19 protein-coding genes are annotated in these 23,669 nt (G+C 68.3%); 9 read left to right on the forward strand and 10 right to left on the reverse strand.

Annotated elements, in window-relative coordinates:
• Window positions 1-156: 156 nt before the first annotated feature.
• Together pseI and OG876_RS14530 are read right to left on the reverse strand one after the other, a co-directional pair.
• A complete protein-coding gene (gene pseI, locus OG876_RS14525; protein WP_328525369.1) occupies window positions 157-1,206 on the reverse strand; it encodes a pseudaminic acid synthase in 1,050 nt (349 codons plus the stop codon).
• On the reverse strand, window positions 1,207-1,710 hold the full coding sequence (locus tag OG876_RS14530; RefSeq protein WP_328525370.1) for a GNAT family N-acetyltransferase: 504 nt from the start codon (window positions 1,708-1,710) through the stop codon (window positions 1,207-1,209).
• 84 nt (window positions 1,711-1,794) lie between these two features.
• Between OG876_RS14530 and OG876_RS14535 the strand changes: the two genes are divergently transcribed.
• Window positions 1,795-3,372 carry a glycoside hydrolase family 10 protein gene (locus OG876_RS14535; RefSeq protein ID WP_328525371.1) on the forward strand — a complete coding sequence of 526 codons (1,578 nt, stop codon included), beginning with the start codon at window positions 1,795-1,797 and terminating at the stop codon, window positions 3,370-3,372.
• A gap of 263 nt (window positions 3,373-3,635) precedes the next feature.
• On the opposite strand, the gene OG876_RS14540 is transcribed toward OG876_RS14535, so the two are convergent.
• On the reverse strand, window positions 3,636-6,089 hold the full coding sequence (locus tag OG876_RS14540; protein WP_328525372.1) for a hypothetical protein: 2,454 nt from the start codon (window positions 6,087-6,089) through the stop codon (window positions 3,636-3,638).
• 115 nt (window positions 6,090-6,204) lie between these two features.
• On the opposite strand from OG876_RS14540, the gene OG876_RS14545 reads away from it, so the two are divergent.
• From OG876_RS14545 to OG876_RS14560, 4 genes are all read left to right on the forward strand, one after another.
• Complete coding sequence (locus tag OG876_RS14545; RefSeq protein WP_328525373.1) at window positions 6,205-6,381, forward strand: hypothetical protein; 177 nt, start codon at window positions 6,205-6,207, stop codon at window positions 6,379-6,381.
• A gap of 88 nt (window positions 6,382-6,469) precedes the next feature.
• Window positions 6,470-6,673: an acyl carrier protein gene (locus tag OG876_RS14550; protein ID WP_328525374.1), complete on the forward strand. Its 204-nt coding sequence runs from the start codon at window positions 6,470-6,472 to the stop codon at window positions 6,671-6,673.
• Window positions 6,670-7,911, forward strand: coding sequence for an AMP-binding protein (locus OG876_RS14555; RefSeq protein ID WP_328525375.1), 1,242 nt, complete (start codon window positions 6,670-6,672; stop codon window positions 7,909-7,911). Before OG876_RS14550 ends, OG876_RS14555 begins: the two co-directional genes overlap by 4 nt.
• The gene (locus tag OG876_RS14560) at window positions 7,904-8,650 is read left to right on the forward strand and encodes an SDR family NAD(P)-dependent oxidoreductase (protein ID WP_328525376.1); all 747 of its coding nucleotides are present in this window, start codon (window positions 7,904-7,906) and stop codon (window positions 8,648-8,650) included. Before OG876_RS14555 ends, OG876_RS14560 begins: the two co-directional genes overlap by 8 nt.
• Here the strand turns inward: OG876_RS14560 and OG876_RS14565 are convergent.
• Entirely contained in the window at window positions 8,647-10,041 is a 1,395-nt protein-coding gene (locus OG876_RS14565) for an FAD-binding oxidoreductase (protein WP_328525377.1), read from the reverse strand. The genes OG876_RS14560 and OG876_RS14565 overlap by 4 nt on opposite strands.
• A 117-nt stretch (window positions 10,042-10,158) precedes the next feature.
• On the opposite strand from OG876_RS14565, the gene OG876_RS14570 reads away from it, so the two are divergent.
• A complete protein-coding gene (locus OG876_RS14570) occupies window positions 10,159-11,364 on the forward strand; it encodes a DUF2786 domain-containing protein (RefSeq protein ID WP_328525378.1) in 1,206 nt (401 codons plus the stop codon).
• Between the two features lie 3 nt (window positions 11,365-11,367).
• Here OG876_RS14570 and OG876_RS14575 read toward each other — a convergent pair whose 3' ends face one another.
• The gene (locus tag OG876_RS14575) at window positions 11,368-11,946 is read right to left on the reverse strand and encodes a TetR/AcrR family transcriptional regulator (RefSeq protein ID WP_328525379.1); all 579 of its coding nucleotides are present in this window, start codon (window positions 11,944-11,946) and stop codon (window positions 11,368-11,370) included.
• A 147-nt stretch (window positions 11,947-12,093) separates the two neighbouring features.
• On the opposite strand from OG876_RS14575, the gene OG876_RS14580 reads away from it, so the two are divergent.
• Window positions 12,094-13,581, forward strand: coding sequence for an MFS transporter (locus OG876_RS14580; protein WP_328525380.1), 1,488 nt, complete (start codon window positions 12,094-12,096; stop codon window positions 13,579-13,581).
• On the opposite strand, the gene OG876_RS14585 is transcribed toward OG876_RS14580, so the two are convergent.
• From OG876_RS14585 to OG876_RS14600, 4 genes are all read right to left on the reverse strand, one after another.
• Window positions 13,582-14,550, reverse strand: a complete 969-nt coding sequence (locus OG876_RS14585; protein ID WP_328525381.1) for a GNAT family N-acetyltransferase — start codon at window positions 14,548-14,550, stop codon at window positions 13,582-13,584.
• 41 nt (window positions 14,551-14,591) lie between these two features.
• Entirely contained in the window at window positions 14,592-15,620 is a 1,029-nt protein-coding gene (locus OG876_RS14590; RefSeq protein WP_328525382.1) for an alpha/beta hydrolase-fold protein, read from the reverse strand.
• A 17-nt stretch (window positions 15,621-15,637) separates the two neighbouring features.
• Window positions 15,638-17,332 (reverse strand): arginine--tRNA ligase, encoded by a 1,695-nt coding sequence (argS, locus tag OG876_RS14595; protein WP_328525383.1) that lies wholly within the window; start codon window positions 17,330-17,332, stop codon window positions 15,638-15,640.
• A 118-nt stretch (window positions 17,333-17,450) separates the two neighbouring features.
• The gene (locus OG876_RS14600) at window positions 17,451-19,673 is read right to left on the reverse strand and encodes a bifunctional glycosyltransferase/CDP-glycerol:glycerophosphate glycerophosphotransferase (RefSeq protein WP_328525384.1); all 2,223 of its coding nucleotides are present in this window, start codon (window positions 19,671-19,673) and stop codon (window positions 17,451-17,453) included.
• 24 nt (window positions 19,674-19,697) lie between these two features.
• Between OG876_RS14600 and OG876_RS14605 the strand changes: the two genes are divergently transcribed.
• Window positions 19,698-20,477, forward strand: a complete 780-nt coding sequence (locus OG876_RS14605; RefSeq protein ID WP_328525385.1) for a Fic family protein — start codon at window positions 19,698-19,700, stop codon at window positions 20,475-20,477.
• A gap of 266 nt (window positions 20,478-20,743) precedes the next feature.
• Here OG876_RS14605 and OG876_RS14610 read toward each other — a convergent pair whose 3' ends face one another.
• On the reverse strand, window positions 20,744-21,562 hold the full coding sequence (locus OG876_RS14610; RefSeq protein ID WP_442914129.1) for an HAD family hydrolase: 819 nt from the start codon (window positions 21,560-21,562) through the stop codon (window positions 20,744-20,746).
• 412 nt (window positions 21,563-21,974) lie between these two features.
• Here OG876_RS14610 and OG876_RS14615 point away from each other — a divergent pair, with 412 nt between their 5' ends.
• Window positions 21,975-23,669, forward strand: coding sequence for a chitinase (locus OG876_RS14615; RefSeq protein WP_328525387.1), 1,695 nt, complete (start codon window positions 21,975-21,977; stop codon window positions 23,667-23,669).

A 23,669-nucleotide genomic window follows, 5' to 3' on the forward strand; every position in this document is an offset into this window, starting at 1 on the left:
GCCGATCGAAGCCCACCGGATTCCGTTTGGTGGTCTGATGATTGGCCGACGTCACCGCCCAGACAACCGTCCGATCCGCAAACCGCTCGAGGAACTCCCCTTGAAACCGGGTCAACACATGATGCCGCCCCGGAAACAACAAATACTGGGTCATTCTCAGAGCAGGTCCCAGGTCAGGGGAGTGCCGGCCTTGGCGTCTACGCGGAAGGGGCGGCCTTCGACCTGTTGGAAGGTGTCGGGGGCCAGACCGCCGGCCGGGCGGATGGAGCGGACGTTGTCGGGGGTGATGGGGTCGCCGGCGTGGACGTCCTGGGTGACGTAGAGCGAGCGGCGGAAGCGGAGGACGTTCTGTTCGGCCTGCTTGGGGCCGACGATCGGGCGGCCGAGGGAGAGTTGGGCGATGCGGGTGTTCTCGACGAGGGACTCGAGCTCCTGCGGTTCCAGGGAGAAGGCCGCGTCGACGCCACCGTCCGCGCGCTTGAGGGTCACGTGCTTCTCGATGACGGTCGCGCCGAGCGCCACCGCGGCGATCGCGGCACCGATGCCCATGGTGTGGTCGGAGAGCCCGACCTGGACGCCGAGCGCGTCGCGGAGGACCGGGATCGCGCGCAGGTTGGACTGCTCGGGTGGCGCCGGGTAACTCGCCGTACAGGACAGCACGATGATCTGCTCGTTGCCGGTCGAGCGGGCCGCGCGGACGGCGGCGTCGATGTCGGTCAGCGTCGCGGAGCCGGTGGAGATGATGATCGGCTTCCCGGTCTCCGCCATCCCGCGCACCAGCGGGAGGTCGCCGATCTCGTTCGACGCGACCTTGTACGCCGGGACGTTCAGCTTCTCCAGGAAGTCGATCGCGCTCTGGTCGAACGCCGACGAGAACGCCACCAGCCCGAGCGACGTCGCCAGCTCGAAGATCGGCTCGTGCCACGCCCACGGCGTGTGCGCCTCCGCATAGAGGTCGTACAGCCGCGCCTCGCTCCACAACTCGTGCTCCAGCGGCAGCCGGAACGCCGGCAGATCGACGTCGAGCGTCATCGTGTCCGCGGTGTACGTCTGCAGCTTCAGCGCCTGCGCACCGGACGCCGCCACCGCGCGGACGATGTCCTTGGCCCGCTCGAGATCGCCGTTGTGGTTGCCCGACATCTCCGCGATGACGAACGGCTGGTGCTCGGACCCGACCGGCACTCCGCCGATCTCGATCGTGCTCACTTACTTCCCCTGTCTACGGTCCTGCTTGCGCAGGCTGATCGGAATCACGGTGATCTCGCGGCCGTCGGCGTACCGCTGCTCCGGCGTACCCTCGGTGAAGCGGAACCGCCGGTTCATCTGCCGGACCACGGTGTTGTACTCGAGCACCTCACCGGTGAGGACGTCGAGGCCGAGCTCGTCGAACGCGTACGACGTGGCCTCGCGCATCACCTCGATCCACGCGGGCAACGTCTCACCACGCTCCGCGAGACCGTCCGCGTCCAGGAAGAATCCCCAGGCGCCGGTCGATCCTTCGATGTCGAAGAAGTTCACGACTCCGGCGGTCACGCCGTCCCGCGCGTAGATCAGCACCCGCCGCGTCGGGTCGGCCGAGGCCTTCGCCCACCACGCAGCGTGCTCGTCCGCGCTGATCTCGTGCGCCGTGATGCTGACGTCGCGATTCGCCTGCTGGTTACGCAGGCGCCGGATGGTATCGACATCGGCTTCGGTGGCGGCGCGGAACATAGACCTAACCTAGCGTCTTCACTTCAAGCGCCTGGTTGTGTAAACATCTTTCGACTTCACCTTGAACGACGGTCGGAGAGTGACATGAGAGTCTGGCGAGCCATGGGTGTTCTAGGCGTGACGGCAGGTCTGTTGCTGAGCGGCGTGGCCGGTACGGCGTCGGCCGCGCAGGTGCCCGCGGACCAGCAGAGCTGTGCCCCGAGTCCGACCACCCCGCTGCGGCAGTTCCGGGCGAGCTGGGTGTCGTCGGTGGTGAACATCGACTGGCCGTCCAAGACCGGTCTGAGCGCGGCACAGCAGCAGGCCGAGCTGATCTCCTGGTTCGACGATGCGGTCCGCCAGCACCACAACGCGGTCATCCTGCAGGTCCGTCCGACCGCGGACGCCTTCTGGCCGTCCAAGGTCGAGCCCTGGTCGCGGTACCTGACCGGCACGCAGGGCGGCGACCCCGGCTACGACCCGCTGGCCTTCGCCGTCGCCGAGGCGCACAAGCGCAACCTCGAGCTGCACGCCTGGTTCAACCCGTACCGGCTCTCGATGGGCACCGACATCAACGCGCTCATCCCCACCCACCCGGCGCGGCAGCATCCGGACTGGGTCGTCACGTACGGCGGGAAGCTCTACTACAACCCCGGCATCCCGGCGGCCCGCAAGCTGGTCGAGGACGCGATCATGGACGCGGTGTCGAACTACGACATCGACGGCGTGCACTTCGACGACTACTTCTACCCGTACCCGGTGGCCGGCCAGGTCTTCGACGACGCCGCGACGTACGCGCAGTACGGCGCCGGCTTCCCGACGCTGGCCGACTGGCGGCGGCACAACATCGACCTGCTGATCCAGGAGATCCAGCAGCGGATCAAGGCGATCAAGCCGTGGGTGAAGTTCGGCATCTCGCCGTTCGCGGTCTGGCGGAACAAGGCCACCGACCCGGAGGGCTCCGACACCACCGCGGGCGTGCAGACGTACGATGACCTGGCCGCGGACACCCGCAAGTGGGTCCGCGAGGACTGGATCGACTACATCGTCCCGCAGGTCTACTGGGCCGGTGGGTTCGCGCCGGCCGACTACAACAAGATCGTCCCGTGGTGGGCCGACCAGGTCCGCGGCACCCATGTGCACCTCTACATCGGCGAGGCGACGTACAAGGTCGGTACGTCGACGCAGTCGCCCGACTGGGCGGATCCGCAGGAGCTGAGTGACCACCTGGCGTTCGACAGCACGATCCCCGAGGTGAAGGGCAACATCTACTTCTCCGCCAAGGACGTACGTGCCGACCGCCTCGGTGCGACCACACTGCTGAACAACATCTGGTACACCCGTCCGGCCCTCATCCCCGCGATGCCGTCGCTGGACTCCCGTCCGCCCCTCCCGGTCCACGCCGTCCAGGCCACACGCACCGCTGACGGCGTCCAGGTCAAGTGGCGTCGTACGACCAGCGACACCACCTCGTACGCGATCTACCGCCGCGAGCTGCTGGGCGGCGACCACTGCCCGGACAACGACGCCCGCAACCTGATCGCGACAGTCCGCTCAACCGGCGACACCCAGTCCTACCTCGACACCACAGCAACCCCCGGCACGAAGTACCTCTACACAGTCACCGCCCTGGACCGCCTAGCCAACCAGAGCATCCCCATCCCAACCATCTCCCTGCACTGACAGTCCTGCTATCGGTAGCCTTCGCGGCCCGCTAACGGTCGTCTTCGTGAGGGCGGGGACCAGGAAGCGGGGTTACGGCTCTTCTCCTGGATCTGTGGACGAAGTGAGCGAGGTCGGCGGGGGTGCAGCTCGACAGGAGGTGTCGGGCCAGGGGTGCTGGTCGAGCGAGGCATTCACGCTTGGCCCGGCCGCCCCGGCCGACGCTAGGGCGGACACCTCCTGTCGAGCCGCACGCCCCCAGCCATCCACGGACCTTGAAGTCGTCAGGGGCTTCGGAGGCCTGGGGTGGTGGTGAGTTGCGTGGGGAGGGGGCCGGTGGGGAAGGTGGGCGGGAGGCTGCCTGTTGGCAGGCTTCCGGTTGGGAAGGGCTGACTCGGGAGGGTCTGTCCGGGAGTCAGGGTTGAGATCCCAGGCGTCTGGGGCGGGAGACCGGGCGTCTGGGTCGGGAGGGTGGGCGAGCCGGTGGGGAAGCTCGGCGTCTGGGACGGCGTGCCGGTTGGTGACGGGGTCTGGGACGGGAACGGGTTGGCCGGCGGGGGCGGGTAGAGCTGGTAGACGCGGACCGTGCCGAACTGGAACCGGAGCTCGGTCAGGCGGTCCAGGTTCTTGGGCGGTGCGCTGACGCGTTCGTCGAGCAGCAGCCACTGCACGCCGTACTTGGTTCGCAGCGTCTCCACGACGTCACGGGTGGGGTTGGTGAAGGCCTCGTCGTTGAGGCGGAGCTCCTCCTGGTCCCAGAAGGCGCTCTGGACGCCGTCGGGGTACGTGTCGTCGACTCGGCTCTGGTAGGCCCAGCCCTCGACCAGGACCTGGCGTTCGGCATACCCGGCGATCCAGTAGGAGCCGGTGAGGCAGTGGGACGCGCGGGCGCGCTGGCAGTGCACGTTGGTGGCGATCAGGTCCTCCGACCCGGAGTTCCGCCGGATGAACCGCGCCGCCTCGATCCCGCCCGGTGCGATGGAGGCGTACTCCGTCAACGGCGGTGTGGCGAACTTCCGCAACGACGCCACCGTGGTCGACGCCGTCGTACCCAACAGGACGGCTACGACGATGACAGCCCAGGTACGACGTGAGCCGCGCAAGACCAGCCCAAACACACCGATACCAAGGGCTGCGATCACCAAAGCGACCGCGGGGCCCTGTGCGAAGCAGCTGGTCGACGTACACGAACCGTCCGATCGGTCGCGGCCCCAGTAGATCGCGGCGACCCCGATGGCCAGTGCGATCGCTGCCACGTAGTACTGGCGACGCTCCAGCGACCCGAGACCCCAGGTCGCGAGCAGTACGCCGTAGATGAAGCCGCTGCGGACGAAGAACACCGGAGTCAGGCCCTCGTCGTACAGCAGGGACGCGCCCAGGATCGCGGCGGCGAAGCCGAAGAGCAGGAACACCGGCATCGGGTCGCGTGGCAGGCGTCGCCTGATCAGCAGTGCGCCGACTGCCGGCATGACCCAGCCGAGCACCACGACGACCGCGATGACCGCCACCGCGGACTCGCCACCCATCTGGTCGGCCAGGTCTTCGAACGTCGCGCCCGGATCGAATCGCACACCGGACGCGGCCCCACGCAGTACGACGAAAAAGGTCACCGCGTACGCGGCGGCGACCGCCACACCGAGCACCAGCGCCCGCAGGTTGAGCCGTCCGGCCCGGACCGTCAGATAGATCCACGCAGCGGCCAGCCCGGTGGCGTAGACCGGCAGTGTGGTCGCCTTCGTCAAAGCCAACGCGGCAATCAACACTCCGGCAGCGACGAAGAGCCGGAACACCTGACCGCGCGTCTGACTGGGCTTGCGGCGCAGGAGCAACGCAGTGACAGCGATGAGCGGCAGCAACAGCACCGTGGAGAACGCCTGCGGCGGATTGGTCAGCTGACCCAGTGAGAACGGGCCATCCGCGAACACCCGGTCCGACACCGCCCACGGCCAAGCGATCAGGTTACCGGCGGCCACAGTGAGTCCAGCTGCGATCGGAGCGGCGACAGCGCGGCCCGTGAGCAGCATGCCGACCGCAGCGGCTCCCAAGACCGTCAGCAAGATCCAGGCGAACGGCACCATCCGATACGTCAGTACGTCGAGTGGGACGCTGGTGATCCAGTGCGACGACGCGATGTGGTCGTACGCCGCCCAGTGGCTGGTCAGCCACCTGCCATCGGCGTACGGGATGCGTGGTGGGAAGTGGTGCGTCAGCTCGGCCGCCACCGCGAGGTTGTGCGGGGCGTCCGAGTTCGGCCGGAGGGCGTCCGGTCCCACCAGCGGAATGAGTTGCGATCCGACGCGGACGAACCACGCGGCCGCGACGCCGACCGCCACCATCGCCCCGGCCGTCGCCCACCACGGCGTCGGCCGCTCGGGCAGCTTGCGCCGCGGCAGCGCCCGCCACATCCCGAACGCCAGCGCCGGCATCAGCAGCGCCGCGAACGGCATGCTGAACAGCATCCCGATCGGATAGATCAGCGTCTCGACGGCCAGGCCGAACGCCGTCCCCAGGACCGCGTCCGCCGCGAACCAGCCGGTGCCGCCGGTGAGCCGCCGCCAGAACATCGTGCCCGGTACGGCGATGATGAGCAGGAGGTACCCGAGATACGCGCCGGCCATCCAGGGCGGCTGCTCCTGCAGCGCGACGAACCAGGCCAGTGGCAGCACCGGGAGGCTCACCATCGCCGCCAGGCGCTTCCCACGGACCGCGGCAACGCGCTTCCCCCGGCCTCTGATCATCGGCAAAGTGTATGAGCCTGCCGAGTCGCGTCCCCGCCCGGTAAGCCGTTTACGGCCAGGAAAATCACCTTTACACTCTGTAATCTCCCAGATCACGCAGCGTTCGGGAGGTCCGATGGTCGCCCTCCACATCGCCGGCCTGCCGGTCGAGGAGGTCCTGCTCGCCGCCGTCGCGGCCGCGAGTCCGCTGATCGCCCTGGTCGGTTGGGAGATCTCGGCGCGGATCAAACGCCTGAAAGCCTGGGTACGCCGCCGCCCGCCGGTGGCAGCGCCGCCGCCGGAGCCCCCTTAGCCGGGGATGCCTCCGGATGGGGACGCTAGGCTTTGGGCTTATGAGTTCGGTGCCACGGGGTCGGGTCAGGGAGTTGATGGGTGAGGTGATGACGGCTCAGGGACGGATATTGCCGGGTGAGGACGCGGCGGATCTGCGCGATATCGGATTCCGGTCGCTGGACTTCTCCGAGCTGGCCCTCCGGGTGGAGGACGAGCTCGGTGACGAGCTGAACTTCGATGCCCCCGGGCTGCGCCGGATCGCCACTGTCGGCGACGTGCTGGATTTCATCGAGCAGCTCCAGTCGGCGTGACTGCGCGGCGCCGGACCACCGCCTTGATCGGTGACGACAACACGGTTGTCGTCGCCGGGAAACGCCTGACCTGGCGGACCCTGCACAAACTGCCGCAACTGCCGTCGCCGGCCGCGGTCCTGGTCGACAACGGCGCCGACGCGCTCGCCGCCCTCCGCCACCACGCGGTGCACGGCACCGAGCTTCTCGTCGCCACCCGAACCCGCGTCGACGAGCGGATGCGCGAAGAACTGGGCGAGTCCGGTTTCGCGATCGTGCTGCCCGATGGCGAGGTGGCACCGGCCAAACTCAAGCGGGTCGAGGAGTCCGGCCGCGCCTGGCTGCTCACCTCCGGCTCGACCGGTCGCCCGAAGCGCATCGGCCACACTCTCGAGAGCCTGACCACCGTCACCGGCGACCAGCCGCCGCGCACCTGGCTGCTTCCTTATTCTCCCGGCACGTACGCGTGGTGGCAGGTCGTCACGCTCTCACTGACCCACGCCGATCAGGGCCTCGTCGTGATCGAGCCGGACGAACTCGAGGATTGGCCCGCCATCGCCGCCGAACACGGTGTCACCGCCGCCTCCGGCACGCCGACCTTCTGGCGGCAGGCGATCTACCGCGACGCCGACACGCTGGGCTCCGTACCGCTGGAGCAGATCACGCTCGGCGGTGAGCCTGTCGACCAGGCGATCCTGGACCAGCTCCACGAGATCTTCCCGAAGGCCCGGATCTCCTGGATCTACGCATCCTCCGAGGTCGGTGCGTCGATCGTCGTGCACGACGGCAAGGCGGGCTTCCCGAAAGCATGGCTCGATCGCACGCCCGACCCGGACCGCCCGATCCTCTCGGTCGAGGGCGACGAGTTGGTCATCCGTTCGCCGCATCACGGTGCCGGCCTGGTCGGCGCCGTCCACACCGGAGACCGGATCGAGTACGACGGGGACCGGGTGCTGATCACCGGGCGGCTCGACACCGACGAGATCAACGTCGGCGGATCGAAGGTGTCGGCCGGAGTGGTCCGCAACGTGCTGATGCGTCACCCGGGGGTCTCCTGGGCGCGGGTGTTCGCGCGCAAGGCGCCGCTGGTCGGCCGGATGGTCGCGGCCGAAGTGGTGCCGAACCGGGCGCTCGGCCCGATCACTGACGCCGACCTGGTCCAGTGGTGCTCGAGCCGCCTGCCCGATTACGGCGTACCGCGGCGGATCAAGTTCCTCGACCAGATCCCGCAGAAGGAAACCTTGAAGAGCGATGTCTGAACCCAGCGCCGTCCCGCCCGCGTCGGTCGTGCTGGTGTCGGGTGGCTCCCGCGGCCTCGGCCTGGCGATCGTCACCGACCTGCTCGCTTCGGGCCTGAAGGTCGCCGCCTTCGCCCGCACCGTCACGCCCGAGCTGACCGCGCTCGGCGAGAAGTACCCGGACCACCTGTACTACGGCTCCGTCGACATCAACGATGCCGCCGCCGGCCAGGCGTTCGTCAAGGCCGTCGAGACGCAGCTCGGTCCGATCGATGCCTTGGTCAACAATGCGGCCATCGGCCAGGACTCGCTGCACGTGCACACGTCGGCCGATCACCTCGCGGAGATCATCCAGACCAACCTGACCTCGCCGCTGATCCTCACCCGGTTCGTCCTGCGCCGCATGCTCGCGAAGGGGCTGAAGGGCCGGATCGTCAACGTCACCTCGATCTGCGCACAGCGCGGCTATCCCGGCCTGGTCGCCTACTCCGCCACCAAGGGCGGCATGGACGCGGCCACCCGTTCACTCGCACGTGAACTGGGCGGCCGCATCCTGGCCAACGCGGTCGCGCCGGGCTTCTTCGCCTCGGAGATGTCCGCCGTCCTCGGCCAGACCCAACTCGACCAGATCGTCCGCCGCACCCCGACCGGTCACCTGACCGAACCCGACGACGTCGTCCCCGTCGTCCGGATGCTCCTCCTCGACAACACCAACATCAACGGCCAGGTCCTGACCATCGACGGCGCCGCCTCGATCTAGGCCGGCTTGATGTTCGCGTTCCGGTGGAAGATGTTGTCCGGGTCGTACGTCGCCTTGATCGCGGCCAGCCGGTCGTACTTCGTGCCGTACGACGCCCGGACCCGATCGTCCACGCCGGCATCGCTGATCGCGTTGACGTAGCTGCCGATGCCACGGCTGACCGGCACGAGCGCGTCCCAGAACGACCGCACCCAGGCCCGGTCCTGCTCGAGCAGCTCCGGCGTCGGGCAGACCGCGATGATGAAGCCGGCGAAGCCGGGCGCGCGGCTGCCACTGAACGCGGTGGCGTCCTCCGGGACCTTCGAATAGGCGCCGTCGAGGCGGTAGAACAACAGCACCGACCCCGGTGACTGTTTGAGCGGCACCTGCTCGGTGATCACCTGGATCGCGTCCTCGGTGAAGTCGTCGAGGTAGAAGCCCTTGTCGTACGCGTGGAATCCCCAGGCGTTCGCCTCGTCGAGCAGCTGCTGCAACGCCAGGTAGGGCATCGGGCTCGCGAACTCGACCAAAGGTGGCACCGCCGAACGGATCTCGTCCATCACCTGCGCGTGCTCCTCGGCCGACCCGAAGCCGGTGACGATCAGCGCGTACCCGGGCCGGAAGTGGTACTCGGCGGGCACGAACGGAGCCGGCGGAGCGTTCACCGCACCGACCACGACGTTGATCTCGTCCGGAAGTTTCGCGATCACCTCGCGGGCCATCCGGAGTACGTCGGCGCCCCGGTCGAGATCCCAGAACGCCAGACCGAACTGGATCATCGGCCCGGCCTCGTGCAGCTGGAACTCGAACTCCGTCACCACCCCGAAGTTGCCGCCGCCACCGCGAACAGCCCAGAACAGCTCCGGGTTCTCGTCGGCGGAGGCGCGCCGGAGTTGCCCGTCGGCGGTGACGATCGCGACCGAGACCAGGTTGTCGATGCTGAGCCCGTGCTTGCGGGTCAGCCACCCCATGCCACCGCCGAGGGTGAGACCGCCGACGCCGGTGTGACTGATCATGCCGGCCGGTGTCGCCAAGCCGTACTCCTGGGCCGCCGCGTCGACTTGCCCGAGCAGCGCGCCACCACCGACCCGGGCCCGTTTCGCCACCGGGTCGACCGTGACCTCGTTCAGCAGGCTGAGGTCGATCATCAGCCCGTTCTCGACGGTGCTCGAGCCGCCCGGGTTGTGGGCGCCGCCGCGGACCGCGATCTCCAGTCCGTGGTCGCGCGCGAACAGCACCGCCCGGCAGACGTCCGCTGCGCTCTGGCAGCGCGCGATCACGGCGGGATGCCCGTCGATCGCCGCATTCCACAGTCGCCGCGCGTCGTCGTACCCGGGATCATCCGGACCGAGCACCGGTCCACCCATCGTTTGGCGCAGATCGCCGATGCCACTGTCGGCAAGTTGAGTCATGGCACTGCCTCCCCCTGTGAGTTCCCCTTGTCGGCAGCATCATCCTGGAGCGGGCTCAAGGCAACGTCAGACCGGCTTGACGTTCGCATTCCGGTGTCGTCTGTCAGACTTGTCCGAGTGAGTGACGACGACATCCTGCGACTGTTACCGATCGCGGCGACGGTCGTTGCCGCACAGGACGACCGGGCCGATGCGCAACTGGCGCGGCTGGGTGCGTACGACGAACGCGACCAGCCGCAGGTCGATCGTTGCGTGCAGACGTTCCTGGCCGGTCTGCTTCGGACCGCCTGGGAGCGCGGCTGGGCGCCCACCGATGTCGTCCAGCACAGTCGTCGCGAGCTGGACCCCGGCGTCGAACCCTTGCTGCTGGCCGCGATCTCCGCGGAACACCAGAGCTACCGAGCCGCCACCATCGACCCACGCTGGCTCGATCAACTCACCGACCTCGGCGTCCCGCAGCCGTTCACCGAGCTGAGCCTGACGGCCTGGGCGGTTGGTGCCCGCGTCGGCCGCTACCTCACCCTCCACCACGCCCTGTCGCTGGCCGGCTTCCTGCAGTCGTTGCCGGTCCTGGCCCGGCTCTACCCCTTGCCCGGTACGACGGTCCGCCGCGGACAACCCGTCGTACCGGCGAACGGGAAGATGCTGGCGCGGATCCGGAGTCTGCTCGCCAAGGCGGAAGCGACCGAGTTCCCGGAGGAGGCGGAAGCCCTGTCCGGCAAGGCTCAGGAACTGATGGCCAAGTTCTCCCTCGACAGCGCGTTGCTCGAGGCCGACGTGGAGATCCCGGACGACTCCGCGGGTCGCCGGCTCTGGGTCGATACGCCGTACGTCTCGGCCAAGGCGCAGCTCGTCGGCGCCGTGGCCTCGGCGAATCGATGCCGTACGGTCGTGATCGACGCACTCGCTGTGGTCACGATCGTCGGGGCCGAGCTGGATCTGCAGCACACCGAGATCCTCAGCACCTCCCTGCTGGTACAGGCCAACCGGGCGATGCTTGCCGCGGGCAAGCACATCGGTCATCGGGGTGAGTCCCGGACGCGGTCGTTCCGGCAGTCGTTCCTGATGGCTTACGCGCAGCGGATCGGCGAGCGGCTGGAGGCGACCACGGCCGCGACGCAGGCCGCCGTACCCGAAGCGGATGCGGGCCGGCTGCTGCCGGTGCTCGCCAAGCGGGAGGAACAGGTCGACGCGCTGTTCACCAAGCTCTTCCCGAATACGACGACCCGGCGGACGCGCATCGCCAACGGCGCCGGCTGGCACGCCGGCCTGACCGCGGCCGACCAGGCCCAGCTCGACGCCCGCCGGCAGGTGCGCCGCTGAAGGTCAGGAAGCGGCGGGCCTGAGGCCGCACAGCACGATGTCGAGCAGGCGGTGCGCCTGGTCAGGCTCCATGTCGCGGCCCATGTTGATGCCGCCGACCAGTCGCATGATGTCCATCAGGTCGAGGTCCTGCCGGACCTCGCCGGCCGCCTTCGCTTTGTCCAGCAGCAACTGGCCGGCGTCCTGCACGTTCAGCTTGCAGACCTGGAAGAACTGCGAGTCCTTGCCTAGAGCAACAATAAGCTCGCTGGCCAGGCTCTTCTTGGACAGTCCGTATCCGATGAAGCTGCGCAGCCAGGCGGCCAGCGCCTCGAACGGCTGCAGTTCCCGATCGAAGTCGTACGCGCGATCGCAGACGGACTGGATCTCGTCCACGTAGACCGCCTCGAGCAGCGCGGTCCGGCTCGGGAACCGCCGGTACAGCGTGCCGATGCCGACACCGGCCCGGCGGGCGATCTCCTCCAGCGAGGTGTCCGTGCCGTGCTCGGAGAACGCCTCCCGGGCGGCCGTCACCAGCAGGTCGTAGTTGCGCGCCGCGTCCGCGCGGGTCGGCCGCATCGACGGCAACGGTGTCGGCGCCATCCAGCCTCCTCACTGTCCGTGGCGGGCATGCCGCGCAAAGTTCTCGCAGAATATCGCTTGCTAAAGCGGAGGGTGCCTCCGTATCGTATCCGGAGGAGCGCTCCGCTTTTCCCTCCCAACTGTAGCCCCTTCGGGGTAAGGAGCAATATGTCGGCAACAGCCGCGGCGCCGGCCGGCGCCGCCTCAGGCACGCCTGCCCGGCGGCCCGGGGTCGTTCTCGCAGTCATCCTGATCACGCAGTTGATGGTGATCCTCGACGGCACCGTGGTGAACATCGCGATGCCGCATATCCAGCACGCCCTCAACTTCAGCCCGTCCAGCCTGTCGTGGGTGCAGAACGCCTACGCGCTCGCGTTCGGCGGTCTGCTCCTGCTCGGCGCCCGCGCCGGGGACCTGCTCGGTCGCCGCCGGGTGTTCGTCACCGGCGTCAGCATCTTCACGCTCGCCTCATTGCTCGGCGGTCTCGCGCCGAACGCAGAGCTGCTGCTCGCCGCCCGCGTCCTGCAAGGCATCGGCGGTGCCATCGCGGCACCGGCGGCCCTGACCCTGCTCATGCTCACCTACCGGGAGGGCCCGGAGCGGATGAAGGCACTCGGCTACTACAGCCTGGTGTCGTCCGGCGGCGGCAGTGTCGGCCTGGTGCTCGGGGGCATGCTGACGGACTGGGCGTCCTGGCGCTGGGGCCTGTTCGTCAATGTCCCGATCGGTATCGGCCTGGTCTTCGCGGCCCGGCGGGTGCTGACCGAGACGGAGCCGGAGACCGGCCGGTTCGACGTCGCCGGCGCGCTCACCTCGACGCTCGGCATCACCTCGCTGGTGTACGGCTTCATCCGGGTCGCCGACGCCGGCTGGACGTCCCCCGAGGTGCTGGCCGCGTTCGCGGCCGGGGTGATCCTGCTCGTCTCGTTCGTGCTGATCGAGCGCCGGGTCAGCCACCCGATCGTGCCGCTGAAGCTGTTCCGGTCCGCCAGCCGGTCCACGGCATACCTGACCATGCTGCTGGTGGTCGGGACGATGTTCGGGATGTTCTTCTTCCTGACGCAGTACCTGCAGGGCGTGCTCGAGCTCAGCCCGCTGGCCGCCGGTCTGGCCTTCCTGCCGCTGACCGGTCTGCTGTTCACCGCGTCACGCGTCGTACCGAAGCTGGTCGCCCGGATCGACGGCGCCAAGCTGATGCTCACCGGATCGACGCTGGTCGCGCTCGGCACGGTCTGGCTGACGCGACTGGACGCGCAGAGCACCTACCTGGCCGACGTGGTCGGACCGCTGCTGCTGTTCGGAGCGGGTGCCGGGATGATCTTCATCCCACTGGTCGGTCGGGCCATCTCTGGTGTCGCGCCGGAGGACTCGGGTGCCGCATCCGGCATGCTGAACGTGGTCCAGCAGGTCGGCGGCGCACTTGGCCTCGGCATCCTGGTCACCATCTTCGGTACGGCGAGCCGCAACTCGACCTCTGCCGTCCCGCGCGAGGTCCTGGTCGACGGCGTCCACGCCGCCTTCATCGGCTCGCTCGTGTACGCCGTACTGAGCCTGACGATGATCGTGGTCAGCGTCCGCCCGTGGACCTGGTTCCGCGGCAAGCCGGAGCCGGTGGAGGCGACCACCGAGCCCGTGGTGGCCGACTCGCACGTCTGATCAGAGCGGCAAGCGGTAGGTGATCCACTTGCTGTGAACCGTGAAGCCGAGGCTTTCGTACAGGCCGAGCGCACCGGTCGGGTTGTCGGCGTCGACACCGAGCCCCGACCGTTGGTACCCGGCCTGTGCGGCCTCGGTGAGGACCTTCGCCAGGGCGGCCTTGGCCAGCCCACGGCCGCGGTAGGACCGTCGCGTCCCGACCTGGCCGATGTACAGCTCCCGGATCCCGGTCAGCGCGGTGTCGGCGTCCCACTCGTAGCAGAGCACATAGGCCGCGATCGTCTCCCCGTCCAGGACGAGGTACGACGATCCGCCGCGGAACGACCGGGATCCGGCGTGCCTCGCCTTCCAGCTCTCCACGCTCCGTGGCGTAAAGCCCCAGTGGTCGAGGAACACCTCGTTGTGGGTCAGCCGCAGCGCCTCGTCGAGCTCGGGCCCGTACACCTGCAGGCGGAATCCGTCCGCCGGCGCTGCGTCGGGGACCGGCTGGTCCAGCCGGCGCTTCATGTCGATGAAGTACCGAGCCTCCTCGAAGCCGAAGCTCCGCAGCAACGTGCCGGCGCCGGTGTTCGTGCTGATGGCGCCGTTGCTGACCTCTCCGACCGCGTCAGGGTGCTGCGCCGTGTGCAGCTCACCGGCTCGGTGAATCAGCCAGCGCATCAACGTCGTACCAAGGCCACGTCGGCGCCACTCCGGATGGATGGTGCCCTCGGTGTGCACCCGGTCCACGTCCACCACGGTCTCGGAGATGCGAACCATGCCGTAGCCGATCATCCGGCCGTCGGCCCACAGACCGATGGTGTCGTGGGCCGGGTCCAGACGCGAGTCGTCCAACGCCTCGATCAGGTCTTCGGCGCCGTAGATCTCGCCCTCCTGATCGACCTTCTCCCTGGCGGCCAGCAACTCCGCCCAGGCCACGACATCTCCCTTGTCGATCGGGCGCGCGACGATCCCCTCCGGCCAGTTCATGGCTCGAAGGTACGGCCCCGCGTGGGATCAGAGCATCCGAATTACCGCATCTGCTCGCACAGCCAGCGGACCGCGAGCGGGTAGCGGTACTCGATGCCGCCGTGGGTGCCCTCGAAGAGCTCGAAGTGCACTCGCTCGTCCGGCAGACCTGCCTTCTGGGCGGCCCGATGGAACGCGGTGGCGCCCAAGTCGAGGTAGTACTCGTCCTGCCGGCCCGCGTCGATCCACACGGCCTTCAGCGAGCGCAGCGCATCGGCGTACTGCGGCTGACGGACCATCTCGACCGGGTCGCGGGACAGCCAGCGCTCCCAGATCTCCGGGATGACCTCGCCGAGGTCGTCGAAAGGCAGCAGCACCGTGCCGTCCGGTTCGGCCGAGTACGCCGAGGCGTAGCCGTACATCTCGAGCAGGTGCAGATCCTCGTTCGTGGTCCGGCCGGCCCGGGTCGCGAGTTCCTCGAAGTACTTGTCGTAGCTGCCGTCGTACTTGTCCCGCAGCGTCCGGGCGCGCACCGGGAACTCCGGCCGGTAGCACAGGTCGAAGGCCGCGTCGCCGGCGTGCGTCGCGAGCGCGCCGAAGACGTCCGGCCGCAGCAGCGGCGTCACCATGGCCGTGTAGCCGCCGCTGGACTTGCCGGTGACGGCGCGGTGATCGCGGTCCGCGATGGTCCGGTACGTCGCATCCACCCAGGGGACGATCTCCTCGCACAGGTACGAGTGGTACTGCCCGGTGCCGGGCGAGTCGAGGCACTGGCTGCCGCCGTACTTCGTCCACGAGTCGACGAACACGACGATCCCCGGCGGCGCATCCGCTTCGGCGAACATCGCATCCAGCAACTCCGGATACGGCTGCCGGAACGGCACTCGGTTGAACCACATCCCGACGTGGCCGGTGTACCCCATCGTCACGTAGACCGTGGGGTAGCGCTGGTCCGACTCGTCGTACCCCGGCGGCAGGTAGACGAGCACCGGCCGCTCGTGCGGATCACCCAGCGGATTCCCGCGGAGCAACTCGCTCTCGTACGTCGTCTGCTCCAACCGCCCGGCGAGCTCAGCGGACCACGGCAACATGGGCAACCTCCGAAGTGTCACATCGCGTCAGGGGCCTCGATCCCGAGCAGGCCGAGTCCATCCTGCAACACCTTCCGCGTCGCCGTGCAGAGGGCTATTCGGCTCGCCCTGGTCTGGCCGTCACTGGTCAGGACCGGACACTGCTCGTAGAAGACGGACAGTGCGGACGCGACCTCGTAGAGGTAGGTGCACAGCCGATGCGGCTGCAGGGTGTCGGCGACCTGGGCGACCGTGCTCGCGAAGCCGGTCAGCAGCAGGGCCAGCCGCTCCTCGGCCGGGTCCTTGAGCTCGACCACCTCACCGCCTTCGGAGCCCGCCTTGCTGAGAAGCCGGGTCAGCCGGGCATGGGCGTACTGCAGGTACGGACCGGTGTTGCCGGTCATGGCGACCATCCGGTCGAGGTCGAACACGTAGTCGTTGCCCCGGTCGCTGGACAGGTCGGCGTACTTGACGGCACCGATCCCGACCGCCCGCGCGGTCGCCTGCCGATCGATGCCCGCTCTTCCCTCGAGCAGTCCATCGGCCCGTTCGACGGCGTCATCGAGGAGCGTGGTCAGCTTCACCGTGCCACCGGCCCTTGTTTTGAAGGGCTTTCCGTTCGGTCCGAGCACGGTGCCGAAGGACACGTGTTCGGCTGGAATCGACGCCGGCAACCAACCGGCGGTCCGGGCGAGCGTGAAGATCTGGTCGAAGTGCAGGGCTTGCCGATGGTCGACGACGTACACGATCCGATCGGCGTGCAGGGTGTTCACCCGGTGCCGGATCGCGGCGAGATCGGTCGCGCTGTAGCCGAAGCCGCCGTCCGACTTCCGCACGATCACCGGCAGCGGCTGGTTGTCCCGCCCGATGAAGCCCGGCAGGAACGCACACAGCGCGCCGTCGGACTCGGTCACCAGGCCGGCTTCGGTCAGCTCGTCGACGATCGTCGGCAGGTCATCGTTGTACGCACTCTCGCCGACCACATCCGCCCGCTGGAGATTGGAGCCGAGGAGCGCGTAGACCCGCTCGAAGTCGTCCAGCGACACGTCGACCATCCGCTGCCAGCTCGCCCGGGTCTCCGGATCACCGGACTGCAGCAGCACCACCCGTCTCCGGGACAGGTCGGCGAAGGTGCCGTCGGCATCGAAGTGCTTCCGGCTCCGCTCGTACAGCAGCTGCAATCCCTGCAGATCAAGGGATTCCGCGGCGAGCCCCTCCTCGAGCAACTGCTCGATCATCATTCCGTACTGCGTACCCCAGTCGCCGACGTGGTTCTGCCGGATGACGTCGTACCCGACGTACCGCAACACGTTGCAGAGCGCGTCGCCGATCACCGTGGACCGTAGGTGGCCGACGTGCATCTGCTTGGCCACGTTCGGCTGCGAGTAGTCGACGACGACCCGCTCGTTCCTCGGCCCGAAGGTGGTCGGCTGGTTGACCGCGGTCGCGAGGGTCGACGGGAGCAAGGTCAGGTTGATGAAACCGGGGCCGGCGATCGACGGGGTCTCGCACAGGTCGGCGAGGTCCAGGGCGGCGACCAGGCGTGCGGCGACCTCCCGCGGGGGCAGGCTCAGCAGGTTGCCGAGCCGCAGCGCGAGATTGCTCTGGTAGTGGCCGAACTCGGGTTTCGTCGCCGACCGCAGTTCGGGACCGAGGTCGGCGTACGACGCACCGAAGGCGGCCGCGGCGGCGGCGGACAGTCTGGTGGCGAGCACAGGCAGAACAGCGGACATGATGAAGTCCTTCGAAGGAGACGCGACTGGAACAGGCTGGGGTGTTCAGACAGTGCGTCGTCGTCGCAGGCTGGAGCGCACGCGCAGGGCGTGGGCGAACTCCAGGCTGATCGACATGTCAGCCATTATGCATGAAGTGCGGCGAGGGTGCCGCCTTGCGATCCGCGAGCGGCACGATCGCCGGTACGTCGGTCTCGCCGAGGAAGACGCGTCGTACCACTCGTTCGGCCGCCCGGCCGTCGTCGTACTCGCAGAACTTCTCCCGGTACAAGTGGCGGTGCTTGGCCGCCTCCGGGGAGGCGAACGCCCCGGTCCGGAAGGCGGCGTGCAACTCCTCGGCCGACCGCGCGATCAGCCCGGGCGGGAACTCGGTGATGTCGAAGTACGTCCCCCGGCGCCCGTCGTAGAAGCCCTTGTCGTCGACCAGCAGCACGATCGGGCGGTCCAGGTTCGCGTAGTCGAAGGTGATGGATGAGTAGTCCGAGATCAGCACGTCCGCCGCCAGCATCAGGTCCTCGACGCGCGGGTGCTCGGACACGTCGATCACCTTGCCGGAGCGCACATCTGGTGCCTTGGACAACGAGTAGTGCGTCCGCACCAGCACCCGGCCGTGCTCACCGGCCGCGCTCCCCAGCTGGTCCAGGTCGAGATGGATCCCGTCTCCACCGAGGTCGACCAGGCCGCCGGGCGCCCGGATCGAGTCGACGCCGTCGCGGAACGTCGGCGCGTAGAGCACGACCAGATGCGAGTCGTCGAACCCGAACCCGGCCCGGATCGCCCGGACGTCGTCGACGGTCGCGGTGAGCAGCCGGTCGTTCCGCGGGTAGCCGTACTCGAGCTCCTCGAAGTACGCCGGATAGGTCCGCTCCCAGATCTCCGAGGAGTACCGGTTCGACGACAGGTTGAAGTCCCATCGGTCGACCTGGCGCATCAACTCCTCCAGGTCCAGGTCCTTCCCGGCCTCCGGGAAGAACCGGAGATCGGTCCCCATCGTCTTGAGCGGCGTACCGTGCTGGGTCTGCAGGTGGATCTGGCCCTCGCGTTTCTCCAGTTCCTTGGGCCAGTTCATGTTGCTGACGAAGTACGTCGCCCGGTCCAGCAGCTTCTGGTACGCCGGTGAGCCGGCGACGACGTACTCGACACCCTCCGGGATGGCGCTCAGGTGGTCGGCGTCGACAACCCACACCCCCCGCAGATGCGGCGCCAACTCGGCGGCCTTCTCGTAGATCGCCCGCGGATTGCACGCGAACTGCTTGGCCCAGTACGCCGTGTAGGCCGCCAGATTCGGGTCGAGCTTTCCGCGGCGCAGCAGCTTGCCGACCGTCTTGCGCGGACTCGGGACGTGCAGCACCTTCGCGCTCAGCTTGAGGGTCGAGTACGTCGCATAGTCGTCGTGGATCAGCAGCCAGCGCTTGAACCCACGGCCGGTCCGGTCGGACGTATACCCGTCCGGTTTCCAGCGCTTGGCGAACTCATGCGCCGCGTGGAAGAAGTCGGCCCGGTCGTCGGCGTCGATCCGCTCCGGCTTCGCGAGTACGGCGAGGATGTGGTCGAGCGACCGGTCGAACGCGAACCGGCGCCACCCGGCCAGGTCCGGATCGGACTGGATGAACGCGTGCACCCGGTCGTACTGGTCGAAGATGTCCCACTGCTTGCGGCCGCTGGTGGCGTGGATGTTGCCGCCGGTCCGGTGCTGCCGGTAGTGCACGACGACCCGGTCCAGGGTGGCGATCCGCTCGGCGGTCAGCATGGTCGAGTAGGTCCAGGGCGCGTCCTCGTAGAAGCCGGCCGTGAACGCGAACCCGTGCCGGCCGAGGAAGTCCCGCCGGCAGGCCTTGTTCCAGACCACTTCGAGGAACGTCAGGAAGATCGGCCGCTCGGCCGCGGTGAACACCCCCGCGCCCTCCCGGGCGAACGCGTCGTGCCGCTGGTTGCGCACCACCCGGCCGTCCCAGAAGATCCGCTCGTAGTCGAACAGCACGATGTCCGGCCGCCCGGTCGCGTCGATCCGACCCGCGATCGCCTCAAGGGAGCCCGGCAGGTACAGGTCGTCGGCGTCCAGGAACAGCACGTACTCGCCGCGGCACTCCTTCAGCCCGGCGTTCCGGGTCGGGCCGAGGCCGACGTTCTCGTCGAGGTGCAGCACCCGCACCCGTGGGTCGGCGGCGGCGTACTCGTCCAGGATCCGCCCGGACCCGTCCAGGTCCGCGTCGTCCACCCCGATCACCTCGAAGTCGGCGAACGACTGGCTCAGCACCGAGTCCAGGCACGGCCGCAGCCACGCCCGCGACGCATGACACGGAACCACGATGCTGAACTTGGGGACGATGCCGAGCGCCATGCCACGTCATCTTAAGGTGCACCTATGAGTGCAGACGTGTTCGAGCCGTTGGCTGGTCTGGAGGGGGTCGGGTCGGCGGCCCGGGCGGCGCGGGACGCGGTCGACGTACTGCTCCGGGACCGCGGGCTGCGCAAGGTCGGCTCGGACATGACCGCCGAGGCGTTGCTGCTTGGCGCGCACGCGTCCGCCGCGCTGGCCGGCAGCCCGGCGACGCTGGACGAGGTACGGCGGGGTGCCGGCGACGGACTGGCCTCCGGCGCGGTCCGGATGACCGGCGAGCTGATGGCGCTCGCGCCGCGCGTGGACACCGCGCCGGTGCAGGTCTGGACCAGACTGCACCAGTTGGCCGCGGCCGACCTGGGCCCAGAACAGGAACTGGGCCATCTGCGGACCAGGCAGGAGCCGGTGCCGGACGACATTCCGGGTCTGCCGCCGGCGCCGCCCGCGGACGAGATGTGGGAGCGGCTGAGCGCGCTGGCGCAGAACCTGACCCGGCCGACCAACGCGCCCGGCCTGGTCGTCGCAGCCATCGTGCACGCCGAACTGGCCGTCCTGCGGCCCTTCCCGACCGCGAACGGACTCGTTGCCCGGGCCGCCGAACGCTGCCTGTTAGTTGCCAGGGGCATCGATCCGGTGGCGGTCACGGTGCCGGAGGCCGGTCACTGGGAGTTGGCGGCGACCTATGGATCGGGCCTCGATGACTACGCAGCGCGAGGACTGACCGGGGTTCGTGACTGGTTGCTGCGGTCGTGCGAGGTCGTGTCACTCGGTGCCGAGCGCTCACCGCTGGGGACCAGGGCCTGACGTGCGAACGGCGTTCTCTGATGAGAACGCCGTCGCTGGCACGTCACTCTGGTTACCATGCGTGCACCTGTTTTGCCGCCCAGGACAAGCCTGGGTCGAGCTGCCCGTTTGGGATGGGCTGGTCGCCGCGTGGGTGCCTGACTGCCGTGCAATCTCTACCGGACCCGAAAGTCCTTTGTGCTTCCTTTGTACTCCTGAAAACCCTTCCTGTGAAGGGGAATGGGTGGCCTTCATGGAGTTGAGCACAATGAAGCAACCTTCAGCTTTCAGGCCTCCCGGCGGCTGCGCCGGCGAGCTGCCAGGAACAGCGCGAAGGCTGCCAGCCCGGCGACCGCGGTGGCTGCCGCGGGACGTCGTACCTCCCGGAAACGGGATCGCTCGGTCAGGCCGACCGGCTCGCTGAAGTCGAGCACCGGCCAGTCCCGCGCGACCGCCAGCCGGCGCAACGCCTTGTCCGGATTGACCACGTACGGGTGACCGACCGCGGCCAGCATCGGCTCGTCGGTGATGGAATCCGAGTAACCGTAGGAGGTTGCGAGGTCGTAGCCCTCGGCCGCGGCCAGCGCGCGGATCGCGGTCGCCTTGTGCGGACCGTACGCGTACTCGGCGATCTCGCCCGTGTACTTGCCGTCAGCAACGACCATCCGGGTGGCGATCACCTTGTCGGCGCCCAGCATCGCGCCGATCGGCTCGACCACCTCGGCGCCCGACGAGGACACGATCACCACGTCCCGGCCGGCCGCGTGGTGCTGCTCGATCAGTTCCACCGCCTCGTCGTGGATCATCGGGGTGACGATGTGGTGCAGGGTGTCGGCGACGATCGCCTGCACGGTCCGGACGTCCCAGCCGGCGCACATCGCCGAGATGTACTCGCGCATCCGCTCCATCTGGTCGTGGTCGGCGCCGCCGAGCAGGTAGACGAACTGCGCGTACGCACTGCGGAGCACCGTCCGGCGGTTGATCAGCCCGCCGGCGTAGAACGGCCGGGAGAACGCGAGGGTGCTGGAGCGGGCGATTATGGTCTTGTCCAGATCGAAGAAAGCGGCCGATCGGGGCGGGCTGGAGGGCTCCATGAGGTCGAGCATAGGCAGCCGGGCGAAACGCCGAGAGACCCGGGCTTTTGTGTCGGCCGGTATCCCGTTAGACTGGTCGGCAGTGTGACAGTGACACTGGTTGGAACCGCCTGATCGGCGGGTCTGACGCCTGGGTGACACGGGTCTGGTTCGCAATCGAATCGAGATGTGTGAAATCTGGTTTCGGGGGGTACATACCCCCTGACAGTGGCAGACTGTCGCCTCCTGAACGGCCCCCGGCTCCTCCCCCCGAGCCCGTGGCCGAAGACGGCCCCCGGTCACCCCCCCGCCGGGGGCCGTCGCCTTTCCTCCTCCGGGTTCCCGTGTAAAGACCTGTACAGTTCTCAGCTTTTTCGTGCGTGAGAGCGCGTTCACTTTATGCAGGGTCTTGACAATGTAGTTGCGCGGTCACAGTTTGTAAGCCATGAACCCGCCTGCACACCGCCCCCAGGCAGCGGTCATCACCGGCCTGCTCGCGTTTGCTCTGGCCCTCATGGGCCTGCTCCTGGTCCCTTCGACCGGGTCCGCCGCCACCAACCTCGTCACCAACGCCGGCTTCGAGTCCGGCAGCCTGTCCGGATGGTCCTGTCCGGCCGGCAGCGTCACCACCTCCAGTCCGCACTCCGGCTCGTACGCGCTCCAGGCCAGTCCGAGCTCGAACGACATTGCTCGGTGCACTCAGTCGATCGCGGTCCAGCCCAATACGGCGTACACGCTGTCGGCGTGGGTCAAAGGCTCGAACGTCTACCTGGGTGTCGACGGTGGGGCCAGCACCTGGACCACCAGCTCCACCTGGAGTCAGCTGACCGTCCCGTTCACCACGAGTGCGTCGGCGACGTCGGTCACTATCTATCTGCACGGCTGGTACGGACTCCCGCCGTATCAGGCGGATGACGTCGTACTGGATGGACCGGGTGGGACTGCGGACACCACGCCGCCGTCGACTCCGGGTGGACTGACCGTCGGCAGCCCGACCTCGAGTTCGCTGCAGCTCAACTGGACCGCCGCCTCCGACGCCAACGGCATCGACCACTACGACGTCGTCCGGGGCACCAACGCCGCGCAGGGCGTCGGCAACGTGACCAACTGGACCGCGACCGGGCTGAGCCCGAGTACGACGTACTCCTTCAAGGTGCGGGCGTGTGACCCGAGCGGCAACTGCTCGCCGTACGGCGCGACCGTGTCCGGCACCACCTCCAGCGGTCCTACCGACCCGCCGCCCGCCAGCAACCTGCCGAAGCACATCGTCACGGGCTACTGGCAGAACTTCAACAACGGTGCGACGGTGCAGCGCATCTCCGATGTGCAGTCGGCGTACGACCTGATCGCGGTGGCCTTCGCCGACGCAGACTCGTCGCGGCCCGGTGGCATCACCTTCAACCTGGACAGTGCCGGGCTGGGTGGCTACACCGTCGCCCAGTTCAAGGCCGACATCGCGGCGAAGCACACGGCAGGGAAGAAGGTCATCCTGTCGGTGGGCGGCCAGAACGGCACCATCTCGGTCGCCGACCCCACCGCCGCGGCCAACTTCGCCAGTAGTGCGCTGTCGGTGTTGCGCGAGTACGGCTTCGACGGGATCGACATCGACCTGGAGAACGGTGTCAACGCGCAGTACATGGGTCAGGCGCTGCGCAGCTTGCAGAGCCAGTTCGGCAGCGGGCTGATCATCGCCATGGCGCCGCAGACGATCGACATGCAGAGCACCTCGTTCGAGTACTTCAAGCTCGCGCTGGCGATCAAGGACATTCTGACCGTGGTCAACGTGCAGTACTACAACTCCGGCTCGATGAACGGCTGTGACGGGCAGGTGTACTCCCAGGGCACGGTCGACTTCATCACCGCCCAGGCCTGCATCATGTTGCAGGGCGGGCTGCGGCCCGACCAGGTCGGTCTCGGCCTGCCGGCGTCGTCCCGGGCGGCCGGGAGCGGCTATGTCTCGCCGACGATCGTCAACAACGCGCTGGACTGCCTGACCAAGGGCACGAACTGCGGCAACTTCAAGCCGAGCACCACGTGGCCGTCGCTGCGCGGTGCGATGACCTGGTCGACCAACTGGGACGCGCTGAACGGCAGCGCGTTCGCCAACCAGGTCGGTGCCCACGTCCACTCCCTGCCCTGA

It is taken from the genome of Kribbella sp. NBC_00359 (genome assembly GCF_036097425.1).
Taxonomy (GTDB): Bacteria; Actinomycetota; Actinomycetes; order Propionibacteriales; family Kribbellaceae; genus Kribbella.